The sequence below is a fragment of the Asanoa ferruginea genome, from assembly GCF_003387075.1.
Taxonomy (GTDB): Bacteria; Actinomycetota; Actinomycetes; order Mycobacteriales; family Micromonosporaceae; genus Asanoa; species Asanoa ferruginea.
Window position 1 is genome coordinate 2,102,682 of record NZ_QUMQ01000001.1, and the last position, 18,318, is coordinate 2,120,999.

The following is an 18,318-nucleotide window of genomic DNA, read 5'->3' on the forward strand; positions in this document are numbered from 1 at the left end:
CCTCCGGCTGGTCCGGATGGGAGCACTGCCGCGAAGTTCGCGCCTGGATCCACATGTGCGATGATTGCGGGGCCCGCCCTCATCGTCTAGCGGCCCAGGACGCCGCCCTTTCAAGGCGGTAGCACGGGTTCGAATCCCGTTGGGGGCACGGCAAGACCCCGGCTTCGGCCGGGCAGCACGAGCAAGGTCCTGTGGAGCAGTTGGAGTGCTCGCCGCCCTGTCAAGGCGGAGGTCGCGGGTTCAAGTCCCGTCAGGACCGCGTTGTCACCACGGCCAGGTAGCTCAGTTGGTACGAGCGTCCGACTGAAAATCGGAAGGTCGGCGGTTCGACCCCGCCCCTGGCCACCAAGCCTCTCGCCGGGCTTTGAGCACCGCCCACCTGTGCCTCGCACGGTGGGCGTGTTGCTTTCTCCCGCTAGGTTCGCCCCCATGAGACCCCATGCCCTGCTCCTCGGGTTCGTGGCCCTCGCCGGCCTGTCGGGTTGCACCGAGTCCGCATCGCCGACCGTCACGGTCACCTACTCGTGCTGCGTGGCGGCCGACGTCGAGACGCAATACCGGCCGGGCCAGACCATGACCGTGCACTGGATCGTCCAGACACCCGAGGGCCCCGTCTCCGGGCCGCCCCAGGTCGAGCTGACCGCGAGCCTGGCCGGCCCCTACGCCTCGGCCGACGACCTGAAGGGCGGCGCGGCCCCCGCCACCACCTACACCGCGGTCCCGGTCCGGCCAGCCGGCACGCCCGACGAGCAACCGGTGAGCACCATCGTGATCGGCGCCGACGCCCAGCCGGGCTACTACAACCTGGTCACCTCGGCGAACCAGGACGGCGCGACCGCGGGCGGCTCGTCCGTCGTCCGGGTGGTCGCCAAGAGCTGATCCCGGCGCACGGCGTTTGCCGTGCCCGGGTGCGCTGGGTCGCCTATAGTCGCCCGCGGAGGCGAGTGGGCGCCTGGTGGCCCTCCCGGTCTTCAAAACCGGCGTGATCCGGCATCCGGGTCAGGCGGGTTCGATTCCCGTACGCCTCCGCCACAACCTTCCCTACCCGGGGGGCGCGATGACCGATCCACGCCGCGCGACGCCGCGGGTCGACGCGGTCCTCGCCGACCCACGCCTGGTCGCCGCCGCCGAGCGGCTCGGCCCCGGTCTCGTCCGCGCGGCCGTCGCCCGGGCGCTCGACCAGGTGCGCTCCGGCCGGCTGCCGGCCGAGGCCGCCGCCGATGTCGCGGTCGCCACCCTGCCCGCCTCAGCCGCTGGGCTGCGCCGGGTGCTCAACGCCACCGGTGTCATCGTGCACACCAACCTCGGCCGTTCCGCCCTGTCGCCGGCCGCGGTCGCCGCGGTCACCGACGCCGCCGGCTACACCGACGTCGAATTCGACCTCTCATCCGGTGTACGCGCCAAACGCGGCACCGAGGTCCTCGGCGCGCTGCGGGCCGCGGTGCCCGGCGCCGAGGCGGTGCACGTCGTCAACAACAACGCGGCCGCGCTCGCGCTGACCGTGTTCGCCCTCGCCGCCGGACGGGAGGTCGTGGTCAGCCGGGGCGAGCTGATCGAGATCGGCGACGGGTTCCGGATCCCCGAGTTGCTCACCGCGGCGGGTGCCGTGCTCCGCGAGGTCGGCACCACCAACCGGACCCGGCTCGCCGACTACGCCGAGGCGATCGGCCCCGAGACGGCGCTGGTGATGCGGCTGCACCCGTCCAACTACCGGGTCAGCGGCTTCACCGCGGCGCCCACCCTGGCAGAACTGGTGTCCCTGGACGTGCCGGTGGTCTACGACATCGGCTCGGGCCTCCTGGCGCCCGAGCCGCTGCTGCCCGACGAGCCCGACGCCGCCTCGGCGTTGGCCGCGGGCGCGGCACTGGTCACCGCGAGCGCCGACAAGCTGCTCGGCGGCCCGCAGGCCGGTCTGATCTTCGGCCGCACCGACCTGGTCACCCGGATGGCCCGGCACCCGCTGGCGCGCGCGCTGCGGGTCGACAAGCTGACGCTGGCCGCTCTCGAGGCCACGGTCTCGGGGCCGCTGCCGCCGACGACGGTGTCGCTGCGGACTCCGGTGGCGGCGCTGCGCGACCGGGCGCAACGGCTGTCGGCGGTGTTGGCCGAGGCGGGTATCGACGTCGAGGTGGTCGACACCGGTTCGACGGTGGGCGGCGGGGGTGCGCCGGGAGTGGTGCTGCCGAGCGTCGGTCTGAGCCTGCCGACCGGTTACGCGGCGCTGCTCCGCCAGGGCGACCCGCCGGTGGTCGGCCGCGTCTCCGCCGGGCGCTGTCTGCTCGACCTGCGCACGGTCCCGCCACAGGCCGACGAGGATCTGCTGACCGCGCTGCTGTCAGCGGCCAAACAGCACTAAGGCCGACCAGCCCTCAGGCGACCAAGCCCGGCGGGCGGCCACGAGCATCAGGCCCGCCCTTACGACGCGCCTTTCGGCCCGGATCAGGCAGTGGTCGGCGAGTGGCCCACAAACATTAGCCCCGCCCACACGGACGGACGGGCCCTCGACCCGGATCAGGCCGCGGTCAACGGGCGACCCACAAACACAAGGCCCACCCCCACGGACAGCCCTTCGACCCGGATCAGGCCGCGGTCAACGGGCGACCCACAAACACAAGGCCCACCCCCACGGACAGCCCTTCGACCCGGATCAGGCCGCGGTCAGCGGGCGACCCACAAACACAAGGCCCGCCCCCACGGACAGGCCTTCGGCCCGGATCAGGCAGCGGTCGGCGAGTGGCCGACAAGCATTAGGCCCGCCCGGACGGACGGGCCTTCGGCTTGGGTCAGGCGGCGGTCGGCGGGTGGCCGCCGTCGCCGTCGACGATCTCGTCGGGGGTGCCGTCTTCATCGAGGTCGACCATGGTGACGTCGACCTTGCCGTCGCCGGTGGTGTCGAATTGGAACAGGTCGGGCTTGCCGTCGCCGTCGGTGTCGACCACCCACACGTCGGTCTTGCCGTCGTTGTTGGCGTCGGCCGTCATCAGCTCGACGCGCTCGTCGCCGCGGGTCTCGACGACCTCTTCGGACTCGCTCATCGGATCTCCTCGCGCGGGTGCGGGTAGCGTTCCGGCACAACCTACGGCCACCGGCCGCACACCGCGACTCGACGCTCATGCGAACGGGCCGGCGTGTCGCCGTGCGAGCGACCAGCGGCGGACCTGGCAGCGGAGCGTAGCGGAGCGCTCTCTGGCGGGAGCGACGGTCGTGCCCACCGCGGGCCCGAGCCATCCCGCATTTGATCTAGTTTGTGGCGAATGGGCTTGGGCGCATCGAGGCGTAGTCGGCGATGCCGTCGTAGTTGGTGTCGCGGACCCAGGCGTCGGTGCGGCCGTCGAAGTCGGTGTCCAGGGCGAGCGAGTCGACCCGGCCGTCGTTGTTGATGTCGGACGCGACCGCGTCGGTGTGGCCGTCGCCGTTGGCGTCGGTCAGGTATTGGTCGGCCACGCCGTCTTCGTCGTAGTCCCGCATGATCGTGTCGAGCCGGCCGTCGCCGTCGCTGTCGTGGTAGGCGGCCTCGATCACGCCGTCGTGGTCGCCGTCGACGGAGACCAGGTCGGCGTAGCCGTCGCCGTCGAGGTCGGTGATGTAGGTGCGGCCACCGTCGAGGTCGTGCTCCACGATGGAGTGCGGCGCGCCGAAACCGGCCGGCCCGTCGGCGAAGCCGCCGGTCTCGTCGCCGCTGCCCAGTCCGTCTACCCCGGCCGGGTCACTGGCCAGGTGCGATGTGTCCCACTCACTCATGTGGAGCAATCTATGGCCGGGGCCGCCGGGCCCGGCTCCCGGAAACGTGCCAGGTGTGCCTAGTGGTGGATCTCCACGCCGGCCTTCGCGAGCGCCTTGATGATCTGGGCCGACTCGCCGAAGCCGATGACCAGCACGCCGTCGGGGCTGTTGGTCTTGATCTGGTTGGCCCCGGTGGTGAAGTCGATGTCGGGCGCGGCCGGGGTCGGCGGCTCGTAGGTCAGCAACTCGATGCTGTTGGTCGGGAAGCCGGCCCGCTCCAGTTCGGACTTCACGTTGCCTTGCAGGCCCGTGCCGTAGGAGTCGTTGCGCGCCACGATCGCGACCTTGTGTGGCCCGTCGCGCAGGATCACGTCGGCCAGCGCGCGGCCCTGGAGGATGTCGGAGGGCGCGGTGCGGAAGTAGAGGCCCTTGTCGTCGACCGTGCTCAGCCCGGCGTCGGTGTTGCACGGCGAGAAGAGCACGACGCCGGCCTTGACCACGGCGGGCAGCACCGCGCGCGAGATGCTCGACGCACCGGCGCCGATGATCACGCTGACCTTGGCGTTGATCTGCTTTTCCACGGTCTTCTTGGCGACGTCGGGGTTGGTGCCGTCGTCGCCGGGCACCCACACGACGTCTTGCCCGAACACGCCGCCGGCAGCGTTGAGCTCCTGGATCGCGAGCGCGGCGGCCGCCTCCATCGGCGGGTAGGCCAGCGCGAGGTCGCCGGTCTCCGGCAGCAGGCCGCCGATCTTGAGCGGGTCGATCTTGTCCGGAGCGGCCGACGTCTTGGGCGGCTTCTTCGTCGAGGTTGTCGACTCGTCGCCGGCACCGACGTATTCCGTCTTGCTGTCGTCGAGTCGGTCGCCCGAGCCGAAGTGCAGCGTCGCGTAGCTTGCGGTCGACGGCTCGCCGGCGTCGGTGAACCCGCCGCGCTTCAGCGAGACGCCGCGGTATTGCAGGTCGGCTCCGTCGCGGGCGAGCGCCAGGCAGGCCGGCACCGTCTCGCATTCCGTGCCGCCGGTGGTCACCGAGTTGATCTGGTTGGCGATCTTGGTCGGATCGATCGAGCCCGCCTGCTGCGCCGCGAGCGCGCTGATCACGATCGCGTCGTAGGTCTCGCCGGCGTAGGTGTAGTCGGTGAGCTCGGGGCGAAGCGCCTTGATGCGCGCCTTGAAGTCTTCGGACAGCGGGGCGAGGGGAGTTGTCCCCTTCATCCCGGCGAGCATGCCCGCCTGATCCTTGAACTCGTCGCCGAACGTATTGATCATGTTTCCGTCGGTGCCGTAGAGCCGGGCCGGGGTGCCGGCCGAGTCGGCGGTGTCCGGCGGTGGGGCATCTTTGCCACACGCGGCGCTGGCCAGCACGAGCGCGGCGCACACGGCGATGGCCATGTGACGCGCTCCGCGGGAGACGAGCATGGGGTGTCCGTCCTTCCTCCCCTGAGGTCCGCCAGGGAGGGTAGCGTGCCGGCGTCGATATATGGGATAGCGCCCGGCCAAAGCCGTAATACCGACGGGTAACGTGACCGCGTGTCAACTTCACCTCTCGCAAACGGCCCCGGCGCGCTCGCGGAACGGATGGGCATCGTCCTGACCGAGATGACCCCGGAGCGCGTGGTCGGCACGATGCCGGTCGACGGCAACACGCAGCCATACGGCCTGCTGCACGGCGGCGCGTCATGCGTGCTGGCCGAGACGCTCGGCTCGGTCGCCGCCGTCCTGCACGGGCACACCGTCGGCCGCGGGCTCGCCTTGGGCGTCGACATCAATGCCACCCACCACAAGGCGGTACGCACGGGTACGGTCACCGGTGTCGCGACGCCGGCCCACCGCGGGCGGGGCACCGCCACCTACGAGATCGTGATCACCGACGAGGCCGGCGACCGGGTCTGCACCGCCCGGCTGACCTGCCTGCTCCGCGCGCCGAGCTGACCCGTTCGCGTGGCCGCGGTTGACGACGGGTCGTAGAGTTCGCCCGTGGTCGAGGTTCCCCCGGATGCGGTCGACGACGCCGCGCAGGTGCTGCGGTTGGCCCTCGACGGCGACAGCGACGCGGTGGTCGACGCGTTCGACGCGGTCGTCGACCGGTCTGGTGTGGTTGGCGCCTATGACGTCGCCTGGTGCCTGGCCGCGACGATGGTCGGCGAGGGCGTGCCGGTCGGCCGGTGGACGCTCGACTTCCCCGACATCGACGAGGCCGGCTACGACACCCGCTGGGTGGCCCGTTTCGTGAGCGCCTACGCCAACAGCGACGCGTCGACCGGCGAGGCGCTGTTCGGCGCCGCGCTGGCCGACGGTCAGTTGCCGGAGTGCCTGTTGACGCTGGCCGGGTCGGCCGTCGCCACGCTCCGCCGCCGCTCTCAGTAAGCGGTGTCGATCACCAGCGGCTCGTATTTGTATTCGGCGAGCACGACCCGCACGTAGAACTTCACGTTGTCGCGCACGTTGGTGGCGGCGATCCGCCAGGCCCCGCCGGTCGGCACGCTGGTCCAGTAGTTGCACGAGCCGACGCTGACGAAGATCACGCAGACCTTGAACGGGTAGACGCTGGCGTTGCGGACGTTGATGTCGACGCAGCGCGTCGAGGTCGTGTAGGGCCCGGCGTCGAAGCCGGTGCCGCCGCGCGGGAGGGACTTGCGGACGAACCCGCTGTAGCAGGCGCCGGCGGCGGCGACGTCGGCGCTGGGTTCGGCCTGGGCCGGGGTGGCTAAGGCGACGCCGAGCAACCCCATCGTGGTGATGGTCATTAGGACGCGAAGGAGTCGGGACAGCATTGGGCGGCCTCCATCGTGGATCAAGGGGCGTGGTCAGCGTACTCACGTGAATCCATGTCTGACACTCGTTTCCGGCGATGTGCTATCTCTTGACCTCGTGCTTGACAAGGTGCGAAAGCTGCTGGCCAAGGCCGAAGACCCGGCGTGCTCCCCGGCCGAGGCGCAGGCGCTGACCGCCAAGGCGACCGAGCTGATCGCCAAATACGGTGTCGACCAGGCACTGCTCGCCGCTCGCGACCCGGCCCGCGACCCGGTGGTCGACCGGCTGATCGAGGTGCCGTCGCCGTACGCCACCGACAAGGCCGGCCTCCTGGTCGGTGTAGCCATCCCGTTGCGCTGCCGCACGGTCCGGCTCACCCGGGCGGGCTCGGTCGCCGTCCACCTGTTCGGCTTCGACAGCGACGTGACCCGGGCAGACCTGCTCTACACGTCGCTGTTGGTGCAGGCGGCGCACGGTCTGGCCGCGGCCACGGTGCCGGCCGGTCAGCACCCGGCCGCGTTCCGCCGTTCCTGGCTGGCCGGCTTCGCGGCCGCGGTGACCACCCGGCTCCGCGAGGCCGAGTCGGCGGCGTCGTCCAGCGTGCCGTCGATGGACCTGGTGCTGGCCGACCGCTCCGGCGTAGTGGAACGCAAGCGCGACGAGGCCTACCCCACCGCGCGCCTGGCCCGCCCGCGCCGGCTCACCGGCGACGGCGGCGCGTCCGGCTTCGCGGCCGGCACGACGGCCGACCTGGGCGGCGGGGCGCACGTCGCGGGGGGCACCAGGACCGCGCTGGCGTGAACCTCGCGGCGCTCGACGACAACCTGGCCCGGCACGCGTCCCACCTGCACCACGCCACGCCCGGCATGCGACTGCTCGCCGAGGGCGACGTGCTGGTCTGCGACAGCGGCCTGCCGGACGACACGTTCAACATCGTGGCGGCGGCCCGCTTCAGCACCGACAACCGGATAGCGGAAACCGTGGCGCTGCTCCGGGCGACCGGCCGCCCGTTCACCTGGTGGGTCGGCCCGAGCTCGACCCCGGCGGACCTGTCCGACCGGTTGCTGGCGGCCGGCCTGCCGGTGGCCGAACGCGAGCTGGCGATGTGGTGCCCGACCGGCCCGCGTCCGGCTACGGACCGGGAGGTCCGAGTCGTCGCGACGCCGGCCGAGCTGGCGGATTGGGCGTCGGTGGTCGCGGCCAACTGGTCGCCGCCGTCGCCGACGGTGCTGGAGTTCTTCGCACGCACCGCCGCCGGATCATTAGCGGCGGATAGCCCGGCGCGCTACCTGATCGGGTATGCCGACGGGCGCCCGGTCGCGGCGGCGGAACTCTTCTACGGCGCGGGAGTAGCTGGTTTCTACAACGTCTGCACGCTGGCGCCGCACCGCCGCCGGGGCTGGGCTACCGAGCTGGTCTCCTTCGGCCTCGGCCTAGCTGCGACGGACGGTTACGACACCGCGATTCTCCAGGCAGCCGAGACCGCCATCAGCGTCTACGCCCACCTGGGCTTCGAGCCGTGCGGCGACGTGGTCGAGCATGCTGTGCGGCCAGGCCACCGCGACTGACCGCGGCGCCTGGATTACGAAGCACCCAGCGCGATCAGCGCCAGCCCGACCGCGACCATCGCCGCCAGGAAGAGGGCCACACCGCCGACCACGCGCCGGATGCTGCCGTTGCGGGTCAGTGGCGCGGTCGCCTCGGGGTGACCCAGGGCCAGCAGCCGGCCGCGTTCGACCAGCACCCGGTCGCGCCAGCGCACCGCCGTCGGGCCGCCCAGCACCAGCGCGCCAGCGGGCTGCGGCGCCATCCGGGCCACGCCTACCGCGACACCGGCACCACCGACCGGGGCCGGCGCGACCGAAGCAGCGGCGGGTGCGAGCAGCAGACCGACCCCGCTGGCCCGCGACAACTCGACCGCCAACCGGGCCTGGGCGCGTTGCAGCCGCCGCACCGCATGCCGGCCCTTGATCCCCGCCCGCCCATGGGCATGCCGCCGCGCACCGGCGCGCAGGTGGCCGTGTGCCAGCACCCGAAGCTCGTCGGCCGTCGCGATCCGCCGGTCACCCAGGGCCGCCAACTGCGCCATGTAGTAGTCGGCCTCGCGGTGCCGCACGCCGCGGACCAGGAACAGGATCATCAGTAGCGGGGGTAGGCCCTTGACGAACAGGTCGCCGAAGATGCCGGCGCCGCCACCGAGGGAGAGCAGTGGTGAGTTCCACAGGAAGTGGATCGCCATCGCGCCGAGGACCGACAGCACGGCCACGCCGACGCGGGAGAAGAGGGAGCGGTCGGTGCGGACCGCCAGATAGCCGATGCCCGCGCCGGCCAAGGCGCCGAACAGGGTGTGGCTCCACAGGCCGGCCAGGAAGCCGCGCAGGAGAAACGTGGCCACCACCGGGGCGATCTGGTCGCCGCGGCCGGCCACCGCGACCGCGTTGATCGCGTAGACCACGTCTTCGACGACCTGGAAGCCCAGGCCGACCAGCGAGCCGTATACGACGCCGTCCAGGACGCTGTTGACCTGGGCGCGGGCCACCAGCACGATCGCGATGATGCCGAGTGCCTTGGCGGTCTCCTCGACGGTCGGGCCGGCCAGCGCCGAGCCCCATTCCGCGGCGATTCCGGGTGAGGCCAGCTTGGCGATCAGGTTGTGCACGGCCGTGTTGCCGCGGATGGAGATCGAGGTCGCGACCAGGCCGCCCCAGGCGAAGGCGGTCGCGAGCAGCAGCGGGGGTTCGCGCTCGAGGTAGTCGAGCGCGGCCACGAAGACGCAGAACGGCACCGCGTAGAGGCCGAAGAGCACCAGGGCGGTGAGGGTCGCGGTGGGATAGGTGGCGAACGACTCGCGGATGAACATGACCAGCCGCAGCCCGCCACCGGCGATCAGCAGCAGCACCACCCAGAACGCCGGGAGCAGTAGCGACTTGCCGGGGTGGGCCCAGGCCGGCGTGGGGTGCACCGGCGCGCTGCGGGCGGACCGGAGGGTCTGGGTCATGCGGTGCCGCCGCGGCGGTGGGCGATCGTCTTCGTGCTCGCCTCGATCGCCGGGAGGGCGTCGCGCAGCGCGGGTGCGGTGCCGGCCACGGTGACCTCGATCGCCACGCCGTCGCCGGCGAAGACCAGGTAACGGCCGCCGCGGCCGGGCGCGGCGTAGGTGCCCTGGACGCCGGCCAGGCCGGTCGCGGTGGACACCGGGAACTGCTGGCCGGTGAGCTCGTGGCCGCGTACCGCGGTGATCTTCCGGCGGAGCCGTTCGGTCGCTTCCGGGAGCGTGCCCTGGAACGGCGTGACGACGATGACGTAGCGGACCGTGCCGACCAGGAAGACCGCGGTGCCGCGGGTGTCACCCGGTCGGGTGAGCGTGACGTCGAGGCGGGCGTCCGGCGGCGGTGTGACGGTCACGCCGCCGCCGACCGGGTAGGTGCCTTTTCCGACCGGGCGCTGCGCCGGTAGGGCGCGGTCGAGGGCGGGCAGCCCGACCGCGAGCCCGGCCACGGTGCATAAGACCCCGATGCTGCCGGCGAGGTTCCGCAGCAGCGTACTGCCCGCCACCCTCATGGATCGGACGCTACCGACCGAGACGTCGGCCAGCGCCGGATTCCCGAGGTTTGTTCGCCTTTACCCGGAGGCCGCCAGCTCCAGCGTCGCCAGGTAGTAAGGGGCGTCCGCGTTGTCGATGTCCGCGATCCGCCACTGCGTGCCGCTGACCAGCGAACTCAGCTCGTCGACCGAGCAGACCAGGTAGTCGAACCACTCGGTGGCCAGCTCCCGGTAGCGGACCCGGATGCGGAGCTGGCCGCCCAGCCGGCCGCGTTCCCGGTTCCACCGATGGTAGGCGGTATGCACGGGGTCGGTGGTGTTGTAGGGGTTCGTGCCGTGGGCGATCAGGCGGGCGCCCGGCCGCGCCAGCGCGGCCAGGGCGGCCAGGAACGCCGGTGCCCGGTCCGCGCCGCCGATCAGCCCGAGGTTGTTGCCGAGCATCAGGAAGGTGTCGTACGTGGGCCCGGCGGTCGCGGCGTGCTCGTCGACGGTGCCGAGGACCAGGTCACGGACGCCACGGCGGCGGCACACCTCGATCGCGCCGGCGGAGATGTCCAGGCCGGTCACCTCGATGCCGCGGCGCTGGAGTTCCAGGGCGATCCGGCCGCCGCCGACGCCGATGTCGAGCACGCGTCCGCGTACCCGGGAAAGGGCTCGATGGTCGTGATCCGGCCAGGCGGCCGGCTCCTCGAGGTAGGGAGCGGCGGGCGCCCCGTTGATCAGGCCGTCATCGCGCTCGATGATCTCGATGACCGGTCGGGGCAACCGCCCGCCGGCAAGGGGTCGGGGGCCGACCCCGGTGGCGACGGCGAGGGCGTCGCGGATCAGCTCGCCGAAGGCGTCGCCGGAGAGGGGTTCTCGCACCGGTCGACCTTAGACGCAGGTCAGACCGTTCCCGAACACGCATCAGGGGCGGGATCTACACGGTTGTCGTGTAGCTCCCGCCCCTGTCCGACGAACGTTCGACCGGGGGTTGGTCAGTCGCCCTGGCGCTGCTGGGGAATTTGCCCCTGCAGCAGGGCTCGAACCTCGGATTCACGGTAGCGGCGGTGGCCGCCCAGCGTGCGAATCGCGCTGAGCTTTCCGGCCTTCGCCCACCGGGTCACCGTCTTCGGGTCGACACGGAACATCGACGCGACCTCTGCCGGTGTGAGTAGCGGCTCGGGTTCGTGCGTACGCGATGCCATCGGTCACTCCTCCACAGGTACCTATAGACATCGGCCGGGGTCCCGCCGGCCGACGCGTCTCTCATGGTCCGGCTAGTCCCCGATGTCCGACATGGGCCGAACGGCCGAAGGTCCCTGGATGGACGGATGAGCATTGACCGATTTATGGCGATTTTATATGCCAGAAACCGCCTTATTTGGACTCTCCGTCACCGTTCGTGTTCAGGAAAACACGAGGTTTTCTCATTCACGGCCACCGATTTGACCCTTAATTACACCGTTCGAGGAGCTGAATCGCGCGCCAACGAGTGACCAGATTCTCATAGACCTCAGTGGCACCATCAGCATCACCGCGGGACAAAGCGGCCAGGCCGGCAGCAACGAGACCTGGCGAGTCATCGTCTTCCAGGATGGTGTCGGAGAGCAGATCCACGAGGCCGCCGTAGTCGAGTTCGACCACCGAACGGGGGTGGAACTCCTCCAGCCACCGGGCGCCCTCTTCGACCGCCTCGGTGATCGGCGCGTCCCCCACCGACTTGCGCAGGACGGAGAGCGCCCGGGAGGCCCGGCGGCGCGCCTTGGAGATCTCGGTGCGGTAGCGCAGCGAACGCCGCTCCTCGCGCAGCACGAGCTCGCGCTCGCCCAGGTCGACGAAGACGAACCAGCGCAGCGGCACGCCCCAGGTGGCGATCTGCTCGTGCACCCGCGGCACGCCGTGCTCCAGCACCCGGGCGCCACTGCGCCAGTCGTCGACGACCGCGCGGGCCTGGCCGGCGAGCACCGGCGGGACGAACGCGTCGGCGATCACCGACGGCACCCCGTCACGCGCGCTCAGCGCCGCCTCGGCCACCCGCAACCGCAGGTTCCACGGGCAGACCAGCAGGGTGTCGTCGGCCTCCAGCACGTAGGCCTCTTCGGGCAGGTCGGGCAGGCGGGTCCAGCCGGCGCCGAGACCCTCGATCACCGCGGTCCGCTGCCGGACCGGGCCCTCCTGGGGCGCGACGGCACGGCCTTCACGGACGTAGCGGCGCCAGAAAACCTGACGTTCCCGATCGAATGCGGTCAACGGCTCGTAGACCCGCAGGTAGGAAGCGAACAGCGACGGCACGGCGCGATCCTCCCACGAATCGGCCGCGAGCCGTAACGACGGGCGACACGCGTCTGCGCCACGTTGCCAACGGGAATATCGTCGTGCGCAGAAACCGGCACCACCCCGCCGGCGTCAACCGCAGGCGTGCGCCCCACAAGGCCGCACCGCGACCAGGAGGAACAGTGATGGCCGTATTCGCAACCACGGAAGATCCCGACTCCACCGGCCATGAACAGGTCGTCTTCTGCCAGGACAAGCAGAGTGGCCTGAAGGCGATCATCGGTATCTACTCGACCGCGCTGGGCCCCGCGCTCGGCGGCACCCGCTTCTACCCCTACGCCAGCGAGGCCGAGGCGCTCCACGACGTGCTGGAGCTCTCCCGCGGCATGGCCTACAAGAACGCCCTGGCCGGGCTCGACCTCGGCGGCGGCAAGGCGGTCATCTGGGGAGACCCAGACAAGATCAAGAGCGAGAGCCTGCTGCGGGCGTACGGCCGGTTCGTCGAGTCGCTCGGCGGTCGTTACTACACCGCGTGCGACGTGGGCACCTACGTGGCCGACATGGACGTGGTGGCCCGGGAGACCAGCTATGTGACCGGCCGCAGCGTCGAGCACGGCGGAGCGGGCGACTCGTCGGTGCTGACCGCCTGGGGTGTGTTCCAGGGCATGCGGGCCGCCGCCGAACACGTCTGGGGCAGCCCGACCCTCGCCGGCCGCCGGGTCGGCGTCGCCGGCCTCGGCAAGGTCGGTAAGCACCTCACCGCCCACCTGATCGAAGACGGCGCCAGCGTGGTGGCCACCGACGTGAACGCCCGGGCCCTCGAGTGGGCCCACGCCACCTACCCCCAGGTGGACGTGGTCACCGACACCACCAGCCTGATCACCAGCGACATCGACGTGTACGCGCCCTGCGCGCTCGGCGGCGCCCTCGACGACGACACCGTCCCCCTGCTCAACGCCAAGATCGTCACGGGCGGCGCCAACAACCAGCTCGCTCACCCCGGCATCGAGAAGCAACTCGCCGATCGCGGCATCCTCTACACGCCCGACTACGTGGTCAACGCGGGCGGTGTGATCCAGGTCGCAGATGAGATCGAAGGGTTCAATTTCGATCGCGCGAAGCTGCGCGCGACGCGGATCTACGACACAACGCGGGAGATCTTGCGCCTGGCCGACGCCGAGGGCGTGCCGCCCGCGGTGGCCGCGGATCGCCTGGCAGAGCGCCGGATGGCCGAGATCGGGCGACTCCGCACCATCCATCTCCGCTGACCAGAACGCCCCTTACCGTCCGGCTACTGGCTCGTGTCGCCGACCGCACCTCGGAGGGCGACACGACCGCCGGGCAATCCCCTGATCAAAAACGTGATCGACGCGCCGGCCAGACGGGGCAACCCGAGGTGTCGAACCTGGCCATCCCCATGTACCGTAAGAGCCACGAGAGATGCCTGACGTCATCGGGGCCCGCCTTCGTGCTGCCCCGAATTCTGTGCGAGGGGGTCGAGCCATGGGGCGCGGCCGTGCTAAGGCCAAGCAGACGAAGGTGGCCAGGGAGTTGAAGTATCACTCCCCGAACACCGACCTCGCCGCGTTGCAACGAGAACTCGGCAACGGCGGCAAGTCGGACCACGACTTCGACGGCGACCAGAGCGGCAGCTTGGTCGACGACGAAGACGAGGACGACAACGCAGAAGACGACGCTGCCAACAACTGGTCGTCTCGCTCCCGCTGACCCCCCGGGTCATCAACGAGCACGCGGTGACAACCCGCGTGCTCGGTCGTGTCCAGGGGTCAGCGGGGGCGGTTGTTCCAGTTGTAGAACGTCGGGATGTTCTCAAAGTGGTTCCAGGCACACACCGCGCCGTCGGCCGGGTCGGCCGCTTCCGCGCGTAGCTTGCGAGCCTCTTCCGCTTCCGACAACAGTGCGCTGAGCCCTGCCCGCGCACCGGCCATCCGTGCGGCGAGGTCGGTCGTGCCCGGGTCGCTTTCGACGTGCTCAGGCGGCCGAAGGCTGGTGGTCTCGGGCATGCTGCAACACCCCTTCCAGTAGGCGGATCTTGCTGTTGCGGCAGTGGTCGGTCTCGGTCGTGTCGAACCGGCCGTGTTCGAAATAGCGGTTCGCCGCGTGCGCACCGCCGCAGAAACCGAAGTAGGGGCACGTCGCCCGGCAGGCCTCCACGCCGTCGAGGAACTCGGCGACCCAGGGCGTGCTCCGCGCCGCACCCGCGATGATCTCGGTAAGGGGTGTCGTGAGGACGTTGCCGCTGCTGAAATCGCCGTGCCGGGCGTCCTGGAACCCGGCCAACTCGGGCGAGAGCAGCACCACCGAGCCGTCGTAGGCCACGGTGGGAATCGGGTCGAGCTGCCGGGGCAGCACGCTGTCGGCCTCACCGGCCAGCACCGCCTCGGTGTAGCGCAGGGACCACTCGATCTCGCGGAGGTGGATCCGCGGGTCCTGGCGCCAGGCGGCGACGAGCTCGGCCCAGAAGTCGATGACGTCCTGTGCCGGGTGGGCGTTGCCGCGGGTGTTGGTGCCCTCGGTCTCTTCGATGTTGATGCCGAGCACGTCGCAACCGAGGTCGAGGAAATAGCGGTAGAGCTCGGCCGCCCGCCCCGGCGCGGGGTCGGAGACCACGCAGAGGGTGGAGAAGCCGATGCCGTGCCGGCGCAGCGTCTCGATGCCGCGCACGATGCGGTCGTAGGCGGGCCGGCCGCCCCGGGTCACCCGGTCGCCGTTGCGCTCGCGCGGGCCGTCGACGCTGACGCTGACCCGGATCTCGTGCGTGGCGAAGAACTCACACCAGGCGTCGTCGATCAGCGTCGCGTTGGTCTGCACATGGTGCTCGACCGCCGGGTCGAACGGCGCGAGCAGCGCGGCGAAGTGATCGCGACCGGTCGCGAGCGGCTCGCCGCCGTGCCAGACCACCGAGAACCGGCCGTTTTCGGCCCAGCGGTTGACCGGGCCCGCGACCGCGCCGGCTACGCCGACCGGCATCTTCCGGTCGGCGGAGCGGAACGGCAGATAACAGTAGGCGCAGTCGAGGTTGCACAACGTCGTCGGCTGCATGACCACATAGGAGGGCACCTGGGCGATGCCGTGCATGCCGGTGAACTGGCCCTGCCGGACAACCACCCGCCCTCCTCTCCCCGTCGAGGTGTCGAAGGCAGGACTTTAGGTTAGGCGGCGGTGGCCAATCGGGTAAGCCCCAAACCTGTGAGCAAGCCGAGTCAGCCGCGGGTGTGCTGACCGATCATCTGGACGGTGCCGGTGCCCTCGATGATCTCGCCCGCCTGCCAGGCGTCGATGCCGCGGCCGGCGAGGAACGCCAGCGCCCGGTCGGCGTCTTCCGGCGAGACGATGGCGAACATGCCGACACCCATGTTGAACGTCGACTCCATCTCCGAGTCTTCGATCCGGCCCTTGGCCTGGACCATGTCGAAGATCGGCTGCGGCTTCCAGGTCGAGCGGTTGACCACCGCGTCGACGTGCTCCGGCAGCACCCGCACCAGGTTGCCGGGAATGCCACCACCGGTGACGTGGGCCAGCGCCCGCACGTCGGCCTCGGAGATCAGCTTGAGGCAGTCGCGAGCGTAGATCTTGGTCGGCGTGAGCAGCTCCTCGCCGAGGGTGCGCTGCTTGCCGAAGTCGTCGACCACGGTGTCGAGCCGCATCCGGCCGGCGCCGAGCAACACGTGGCGGACCAGTGAGTAGCCGTTGGAGTGCAGACCGGACGAGCGCATCGCGATGACGACATCGCCGACCTCGACCCGCTCGCGGCCGAGGATCTCGCTCTCCTCGACGACGCCGACGCCGGTCGCGGACAGGTCGTATTCGTCGGGGCGCAGCACGCCCGGGTGCTCGGCCGTCTCGCCGCCGAGCAGCGCGCAGCCGGCGTAGCGGCAGCCGTCGGAGATGCCGGCGCCGATCTCGGCGACCTTGTCGGGCACGACCTCGCCGCAGGCGATGTAGTCGAGCAGGAACAGCGGCTCGGCGCCGCACGCGACCAGGTCGTCGACGACCATCGCGACCAGGTCGATGCCGACCGTGTCGTGGATGTCGAGCTGCTGCGCGATCACCAGCTTGGTGCCGACACCGTCGGTCGACGAGGCCAGGATCGGGTTCTTGTAGCGCTTGGTGTCGAGCCGGAACAGGCCCGCGAAGCCGCCGAGGTCACCGAGCACCTCGGGGCGCTGCGCCTTGGCCACCTTGCTCTTGAGCAGCTCGACCGCGCGCTCGCCGGCGTGGATCGAGACGCCGGCGTCGGCGTAGGTCACTGTGCGCTTGCGACTGGTCCGGCCGGCACCGGCTGTCCATGGCTCGAAGCCTTCCGTGCCCGGATTTTTGGCCGAGCCGCCGCCCCGCTCAGTAACGTGCGTCACGATTTCTCCCTTTACGCCTGACGCGCGGTGTCTCTGTGGAGACGCCGGCTAGGAACTGTGCGTGCCGCCGCCGTTGGAGCTGGCTGCCATCTGCTGGACGACCAACGGAAGGTCGCCCGGCGCGGGACGGTTGCCTCCGCCCTCGCCGCGCTGCTCGGCATCGGCGTCGACCCGCCGGGCGACGCCTTCGAGCACGTGCTTGCCGATCAGGTTGCCGGCCGGCAGCGGGATCGGATAGTCCCCATCGAAACACGCGCGGCACAGGCGCGTCTTCGGCTGCTCGGTCGCGGCAATCAGACCGCCGAGTGATACGTAGCCCAACGTGTCGGCACCGATCGCACGTCGGATGCCGTCGTTGTCGAGGCCGTTGGCCAGCAACTCCGCGCGGGTGGCGAAGTCGATGCCGTAGAAGCATGGCCAGTTGACCGGCGGCGAGGAGATGCGCACGTGCACCTCGAGCGCGCCGGCCTCGCGGAGCATGCGGACGATGGCCCGCTGGGTGTTGCCCCGCACAATCGAGTCGTCGACCACCACGATCCGCTTGCCGCGGACGTTTTCCCGCAGTGGGTTGAGCTTGAGCCGGATGCCGAGCTGGCGCAGGGTCTGCGACGGCTGGATGAAGGTGCGACCGACGTAAGCGTTTTTCACCAGGCCCGCGCCGTAGGTGACGCCGGACTCGGCGGCGTAGCCGATCGCGGCCGGGGTGCCGGACTCGGGCACCGGGATGACCATGTCGGCCTCGACCGGGTGCTCCTTGGCCAGCTGGCGGCCGATCTGCACCCGGGCGGCGTGCACGTTGCGCCCGGAGATGGTGGTGTCGGGGCGCGCGATGTAGACGTATTCGAAGAGGCAGCCCTTGGGCTCGGGCACCGCGAACCGGAACGAGCGCAGCCCGTCTTCGTCGATCGCGATCAGCTCACCGGGCTCGACCTCGCGGACCACGCTGGCGCCGACGATGTCGAGCGCCGCGGTCTCGCTGGCCACCACCCAGCCGCGCTCCAGCCGGCCGAGCACCAGGGGCCGCACCCCGTAGGCGTCGCGGGCGGCGTAGAGGGTGTTCTCGTCCATGAACACGAAGCTGAACGCGCCGCGCAGGGTCGGCAGCACCTCGAGCGCGGCGGCCTCGACGGACATGTCGGGCCGGCCGGCGAGCAGAGCGGTCACCAGGGCGGTGTCGGAGGTGGTCGACGGGTCGGTCGACAGGCCGCGCTCGGCGACCTCAGCGGCCAACTCGGCGGTGTTGACCAGGTTGCCGTTGTGCGCCAGCGCGATGGTTGTGCCGGCCGTCGTCGCCCGGATCGTCGGCTGGGCGTTTTCCCACGTCGAGCCGCCGGTCGTGGAGTAACGGGTGTGGCCGATGGCCAGATGGCCGCGCAGGCTGGCCAGGGTGGGCTCGTCGAAGACCTGGGCCACCAGGCCGAGATCCTTGTAGACCACCACGCCGGAGCCGTCGCTGACCGCTATCCCAGCCGCTTCCTGGCCTCGGTGCTGGAGGGCGTAGAGCCCGAAGTAGGTCAGCTTCGCGACCTCTTCACCCGGCCCCCACACACCGAACACACCGCAAGCATCTTGCGGGCCGGGTCGTTGGGGGTCGAGGTCCTGGCTCAACCGGCCGTCGCCTCGGGGCACCTACTGCTCCTCGCTGCTGGGCATGGCACGTCTGC

Annotated in this window: 21 protein-coding genes and 4 tRNA genes; 12 read left to right on the forward strand and 13 right to left on the reverse strand. The window is 70.8% G+C overall.

Annotation, left to right across the window (positions count from 1 at the left end; translation table 11 throughout):
- Positions 1–75: 75 nt before the first annotated feature.
- From DFJ67_RS10090 to selA, 6 genes are all read left to right on the forward strand, one after another.
- A tRNA-Glu gene (locus tag DFJ67_RS10090) sits at positions 76–148 on the forward strand.
- Positions 149–185: 37 nt separating this feature from the next.
- Positions 186–259: transfer RNA gene (locus tag DFJ67_RS10095), tRNA-Asp, on the forward strand.
- A 12-nt stretch (positions 260–271) separates the two neighbouring features.
- A tRNA-Phe gene (locus DFJ67_RS10100) sits at positions 272–348 on the forward strand.
- An 81-nt stretch (positions 349–429) separates the two neighbouring features.
- Positions 430–879: a hypothetical protein gene (locus tag DFJ67_RS10105; RefSeq protein ID WP_239097147.1), complete on the forward strand. Its 450-nt coding sequence runs from the start codon at positions 430–432 to the stop codon at positions 877–879.
- 57 nt (positions 880–936) lie between these two features.
- Positions 937–1,032, forward strand: a tRNA-Sec gene (locus DFJ67_RS10110).
- A 25-nt stretch (positions 1,033–1,057) separates the two neighbouring features.
- The gene (selA, locus tag DFJ67_RS10115; RefSeq protein WP_116067644.1) at positions 1,058–2,356 is read left to right on the forward strand and encodes an L-seryl-tRNA(Sec) selenium transferase; all 1,299 of its coding nucleotides are present in this window, start codon (positions 1,058–1,060) and stop codon (positions 2,354–2,356) included.
- Positions 2,357–2,783: 427 nt separating this feature from the next.
- Here selA and DFJ67_RS10120 read toward each other — a convergent pair whose 3' ends face one another.
- The 3 genes from DFJ67_RS10120 to DFJ67_RS10130 all read right to left on the reverse strand — a co-directional run bounded on the left by DFJ67_RS10120 (position 2,784) and on the right by DFJ67_RS10130 (position 5,144).
- A complete protein-coding gene (locus DFJ67_RS10120) occupies positions 2,784–3,035 on the reverse strand; it encodes a hypothetical protein (protein WP_116067645.1) in 252 nt (83 codons plus the stop codon).
- Between the two features lie 205 nt (positions 3,036–3,240).
- Positions 3,241–3,741, reverse strand: coding sequence for a hypothetical protein (locus tag DFJ67_RS10125; protein ID WP_116067646.1), 501 nt, complete (start codon positions 3,739–3,741; stop codon positions 3,241–3,243).
- A 59-nt stretch (positions 3,742–3,800) separates the two neighbouring features.
- Positions 3,801–5,144, reverse strand: coding sequence for an ABC transporter substrate-binding protein (locus DFJ67_RS10130; protein ID WP_116067647.1), 1,344 nt, complete (start codon positions 5,142–5,144; stop codon positions 3,801–3,803).
- 159 nt (positions 5,145–5,303) lie between these two features.
- Here DFJ67_RS10130 and DFJ67_RS10135 point away from each other — a divergent pair, with 159 nt between their 5' ends.
- Entirely contained in the window at positions 5,304–5,657 is a 354-nt protein-coding gene (locus DFJ67_RS10135) for a hotdog fold thioesterase (RefSeq protein ID WP_116067648.1), read from the forward strand.
- 45 nt (positions 5,658–5,702) lie between these two features.
- Entirely contained in the window at positions 5,703–6,092 is a 390-nt protein-coding gene (locus tag DFJ67_RS10140) for a hypothetical protein (protein WP_116067649.1), read from the forward strand.
- Here DFJ67_RS10140 and DFJ67_RS10145 read toward each other — a convergent pair.
- The gene (locus DFJ67_RS10145; protein ID WP_170215691.1) at positions 6,086–6,499 is read right to left on the reverse strand and encodes a hypothetical protein; all 414 of its coding nucleotides are present in this window, start codon (positions 6,497–6,499) and stop codon (positions 6,086–6,088) included. The genes DFJ67_RS10140 and DFJ67_RS10145 overlap by 7 nt on opposite strands.
- Before the next feature lie 97 nt (positions 6,500–6,596).
- On the opposite strand from DFJ67_RS10145, the gene DFJ67_RS10150 reads away from it, so the two are divergent.
- Entirely contained in the window at positions 6,597–7,280 is a 684-nt protein-coding gene (locus DFJ67_RS10150; RefSeq protein ID WP_239097146.1) for a DUF2786 domain-containing protein, read from the forward strand.
- On the forward strand, positions 7,277–8,047 hold the full coding sequence (locus tag DFJ67_RS10155) for a GNAT family N-acetyltransferase (protein WP_203783555.1): 771 nt from the start codon (positions 7,277–7,279) through the stop codon (positions 8,045–8,047). Before DFJ67_RS10150 ends, DFJ67_RS10155 begins: the two co-directional genes overlap by 4 nt.
- A gap of 14 nt (positions 8,048–8,061) precedes the next feature.
- Here DFJ67_RS10155 and DFJ67_RS10160 read toward each other — a convergent pair whose 3' ends face one another.
- The 5 genes from DFJ67_RS10160 to DFJ67_RS10180 all read right to left on the reverse strand — a co-directional run bounded on the left by DFJ67_RS10160 (position 8,062) and on the right by DFJ67_RS10180 (position 12,296).
- On the reverse strand, positions 8,062–9,477 hold the full coding sequence (locus DFJ67_RS10160; protein WP_116067652.1) for a PrsW family intramembrane metalloprotease: 1,416 nt from the start codon (positions 9,475–9,477) through the stop codon (positions 8,062–8,064).
- Positions 9,474–10,040: a hypothetical protein gene (locus DFJ67_RS10165; protein WP_116067653.1), complete on the reverse strand. Its 567-nt coding sequence runs from the start codon at positions 10,038–10,040 to the stop codon at positions 9,474–9,476. Before DFJ67_RS10165 ends, DFJ67_RS10160 begins: the two co-directional genes overlap by 4 nt.
- A gap of 60 nt (positions 10,041–10,100) precedes the next feature.
- Positions 10,101–10,886, reverse strand: a complete 786-nt coding sequence (locus tag DFJ67_RS10170; RefSeq protein ID WP_116067654.1) for a class I SAM-dependent methyltransferase — start codon at positions 10,884–10,886, stop codon at positions 10,101–10,103.
- Between the two features lie 113 nt (positions 10,887–10,999).
- The gene (locus DFJ67_RS10175) at positions 11,000–11,209 is read right to left on the reverse strand and encodes a BldC family transcriptional regulator (protein ID WP_007073996.1); all 210 of its coding nucleotides are present in this window, start codon (positions 11,207–11,209) and stop codon (positions 11,000–11,002) included.
- A gap of 247 nt (positions 11,210–11,456) precedes the next feature.
- Positions 11,457–12,296 (reverse strand): DUF8083 family protein, encoded by an 840-nt coding sequence (locus DFJ67_RS10180; RefSeq protein ID WP_116067655.1) that lies wholly within the window; start codon positions 12,294–12,296, stop codon positions 11,457–11,459.
- A gap of 167 nt (positions 12,297–12,463) precedes the next feature.
- Here DFJ67_RS10180 and DFJ67_RS10185 point away from each other — a divergent pair, with 167 nt between their 5' ends.
- Complete coding sequence (locus DFJ67_RS10185) at positions 12,464–13,546, forward strand: Glu/Leu/Phe/Val family dehydrogenase (protein WP_116067656.1); 1,083 nt, start codon at positions 12,464–12,466, stop codon at positions 13,544–13,546.
- A gap of 235 nt (positions 13,547–13,781) precedes the next feature.
- The gene (locus DFJ67_RS10190; RefSeq protein WP_116067657.1) at positions 13,782–14,006 is read left to right on the forward strand and encodes a DUF3073 domain-containing protein; all 225 of its coding nucleotides are present in this window, start codon (positions 13,782–13,784) and stop codon (positions 14,004–14,006) included.
- 59 nt (positions 14,007–14,065) lie between these two features.
- On the opposite strand, the gene amcA is transcribed toward DFJ67_RS10190, so the two are convergent.
- From amcA to purF, 4 genes are all read right to left on the reverse strand, one after another.
- Positions 14,066–14,302, reverse strand: a complete 237-nt coding sequence (gene amcA, locus DFJ67_RS10195) for a multiple cyclophane-containing RiPP AmcA (protein ID WP_116067658.1) — start codon at positions 14,300–14,302, stop codon at positions 14,066–14,068.
- On the reverse strand, positions 14,271–15,377 hold the full coding sequence (gene amcB / locus DFJ67_RS10200) for a cyclophane-forming radical SAM peptide maturase AmcB (protein WP_116075993.1): 1,107 nt from the start codon (positions 15,375–15,377) through the stop codon (positions 14,271–14,273). Before amcB ends, amcA begins: the two co-directional genes overlap by 32 nt.
- Before the next feature lie 125 nt (positions 15,378–15,502).
- Positions 15,503–16,654 carry a phosphoribosylformylglycinamidine cyclo-ligase gene (gene purM / locus DFJ67_RS10205; RefSeq protein ID WP_116067659.1) on the reverse strand — a complete coding sequence of 384 codons (1,152 nt, stop codon included), beginning with the start codon at positions 16,652–16,654 and terminating at the stop codon, positions 15,503–15,505.
- 48 nt (positions 16,655–16,702) lie between these two features.
- Entirely contained in the window at positions 16,703–18,283 is a 1,581-nt protein-coding gene (gene purF, locus DFJ67_RS10210) for an amidophosphoribosyltransferase (protein ID WP_239097145.1), read from the reverse strand.
- Positions 18,284–18,318 lie beyond the last annotated feature (35 nt).

Bases quoted from the DNA above. Each gene is read 5' to 3' on its own strand.
- DFJ67_RS10105 (WP_239097147.1), top strand. From the start codon at position 430: ATGAGACCCCATGCCCTGCTCCTCGGGTTCGTGGCCCTCGCCGGCCTG.
- selA (WP_116067644.1), top strand. From the start codon at position 1,058: ATGACCGATCCACGCCGCGCGACGCCGCGGGTCGACGCGGTCCTCGCC.
- DFJ67_RS10120 (WP_116067645.1), bottom strand. From the start codon at position 3,035: ATGAGCGAGTCCGAAGAGGTCGTCGAGACCCGCGGCGACGAGCGCGTC.
- DFJ67_RS10125 (WP_116067646.1), bottom strand. From the start codon at position 3,741: ATGAGTGAGTGGGACACATCGCACCTGGCCAGTGACCCGGCCGGGGTA.
- DFJ67_RS10130 (WP_116067647.1), bottom strand. From the start codon at position 5,144: ATGCTCGTCTCCCGCGGAGCGCGTCACATGGCCATCGCCGTGTGCGCC.
- DFJ67_RS10135 (WP_116067648.1), top strand. From the start codon at position 5,304: ATGGGCATCGTCCTGACCGAGATGACCCCGGAGCGCGTGGTCGGCACG.
- DFJ67_RS10145 (WP_170215691.1), bottom strand. From the start codon at position 6,499: ATGCTGTCCCGACTCCTTCGCGTCCTAATGACCATCACCACGATGGGG.
- DFJ67_RS10160 (WP_116067652.1), bottom strand. From the start codon at position 9,477: ATGACCCAGACCCTCCGGTCCGCCCGCAGCGCGCCGGTGCACCCCACG.
- DFJ67_RS10165 (WP_116067653.1), bottom strand. From the start codon at position 10,040: ATGAGGGTGGCGGGCAGTACGCTGCTGCGGAACCTCGCCGGCAGCATC.
- DFJ67_RS10175 (WP_007073996.1), bottom strand. From the start codon at position 11,209: ATGGCATCGCGTACGCACGAACCCGAGCCGCTACTCACACCGGCAGAG.
- DFJ67_RS10185 (WP_116067656.1), top strand. From the start codon at position 12,464: ATGGCCGTATTCGCAACCACGGAAGATCCCGACTCCACCGGCCATGAA.
- DFJ67_RS10190 (WP_116067657.1), top strand. From the start codon at position 13,782: ATGGGGCGCGGCCGTGCTAAGGCCAAGCAGACGAAGGTGGCCAGGGAG.
- amcA (WP_116067658.1), bottom strand. From the start codon at position 14,302: ATGCCCGAGACCACCAGCCTTCGGCCGCCTGAGCACGTCGAAAGCGAC.
- amcB (WP_116075993.1), bottom strand. From the start codon at position 15,377: ATGCACGGCATCGCCCAGGTGCCCTCCTATGTGGTCATGCAGCCGACG.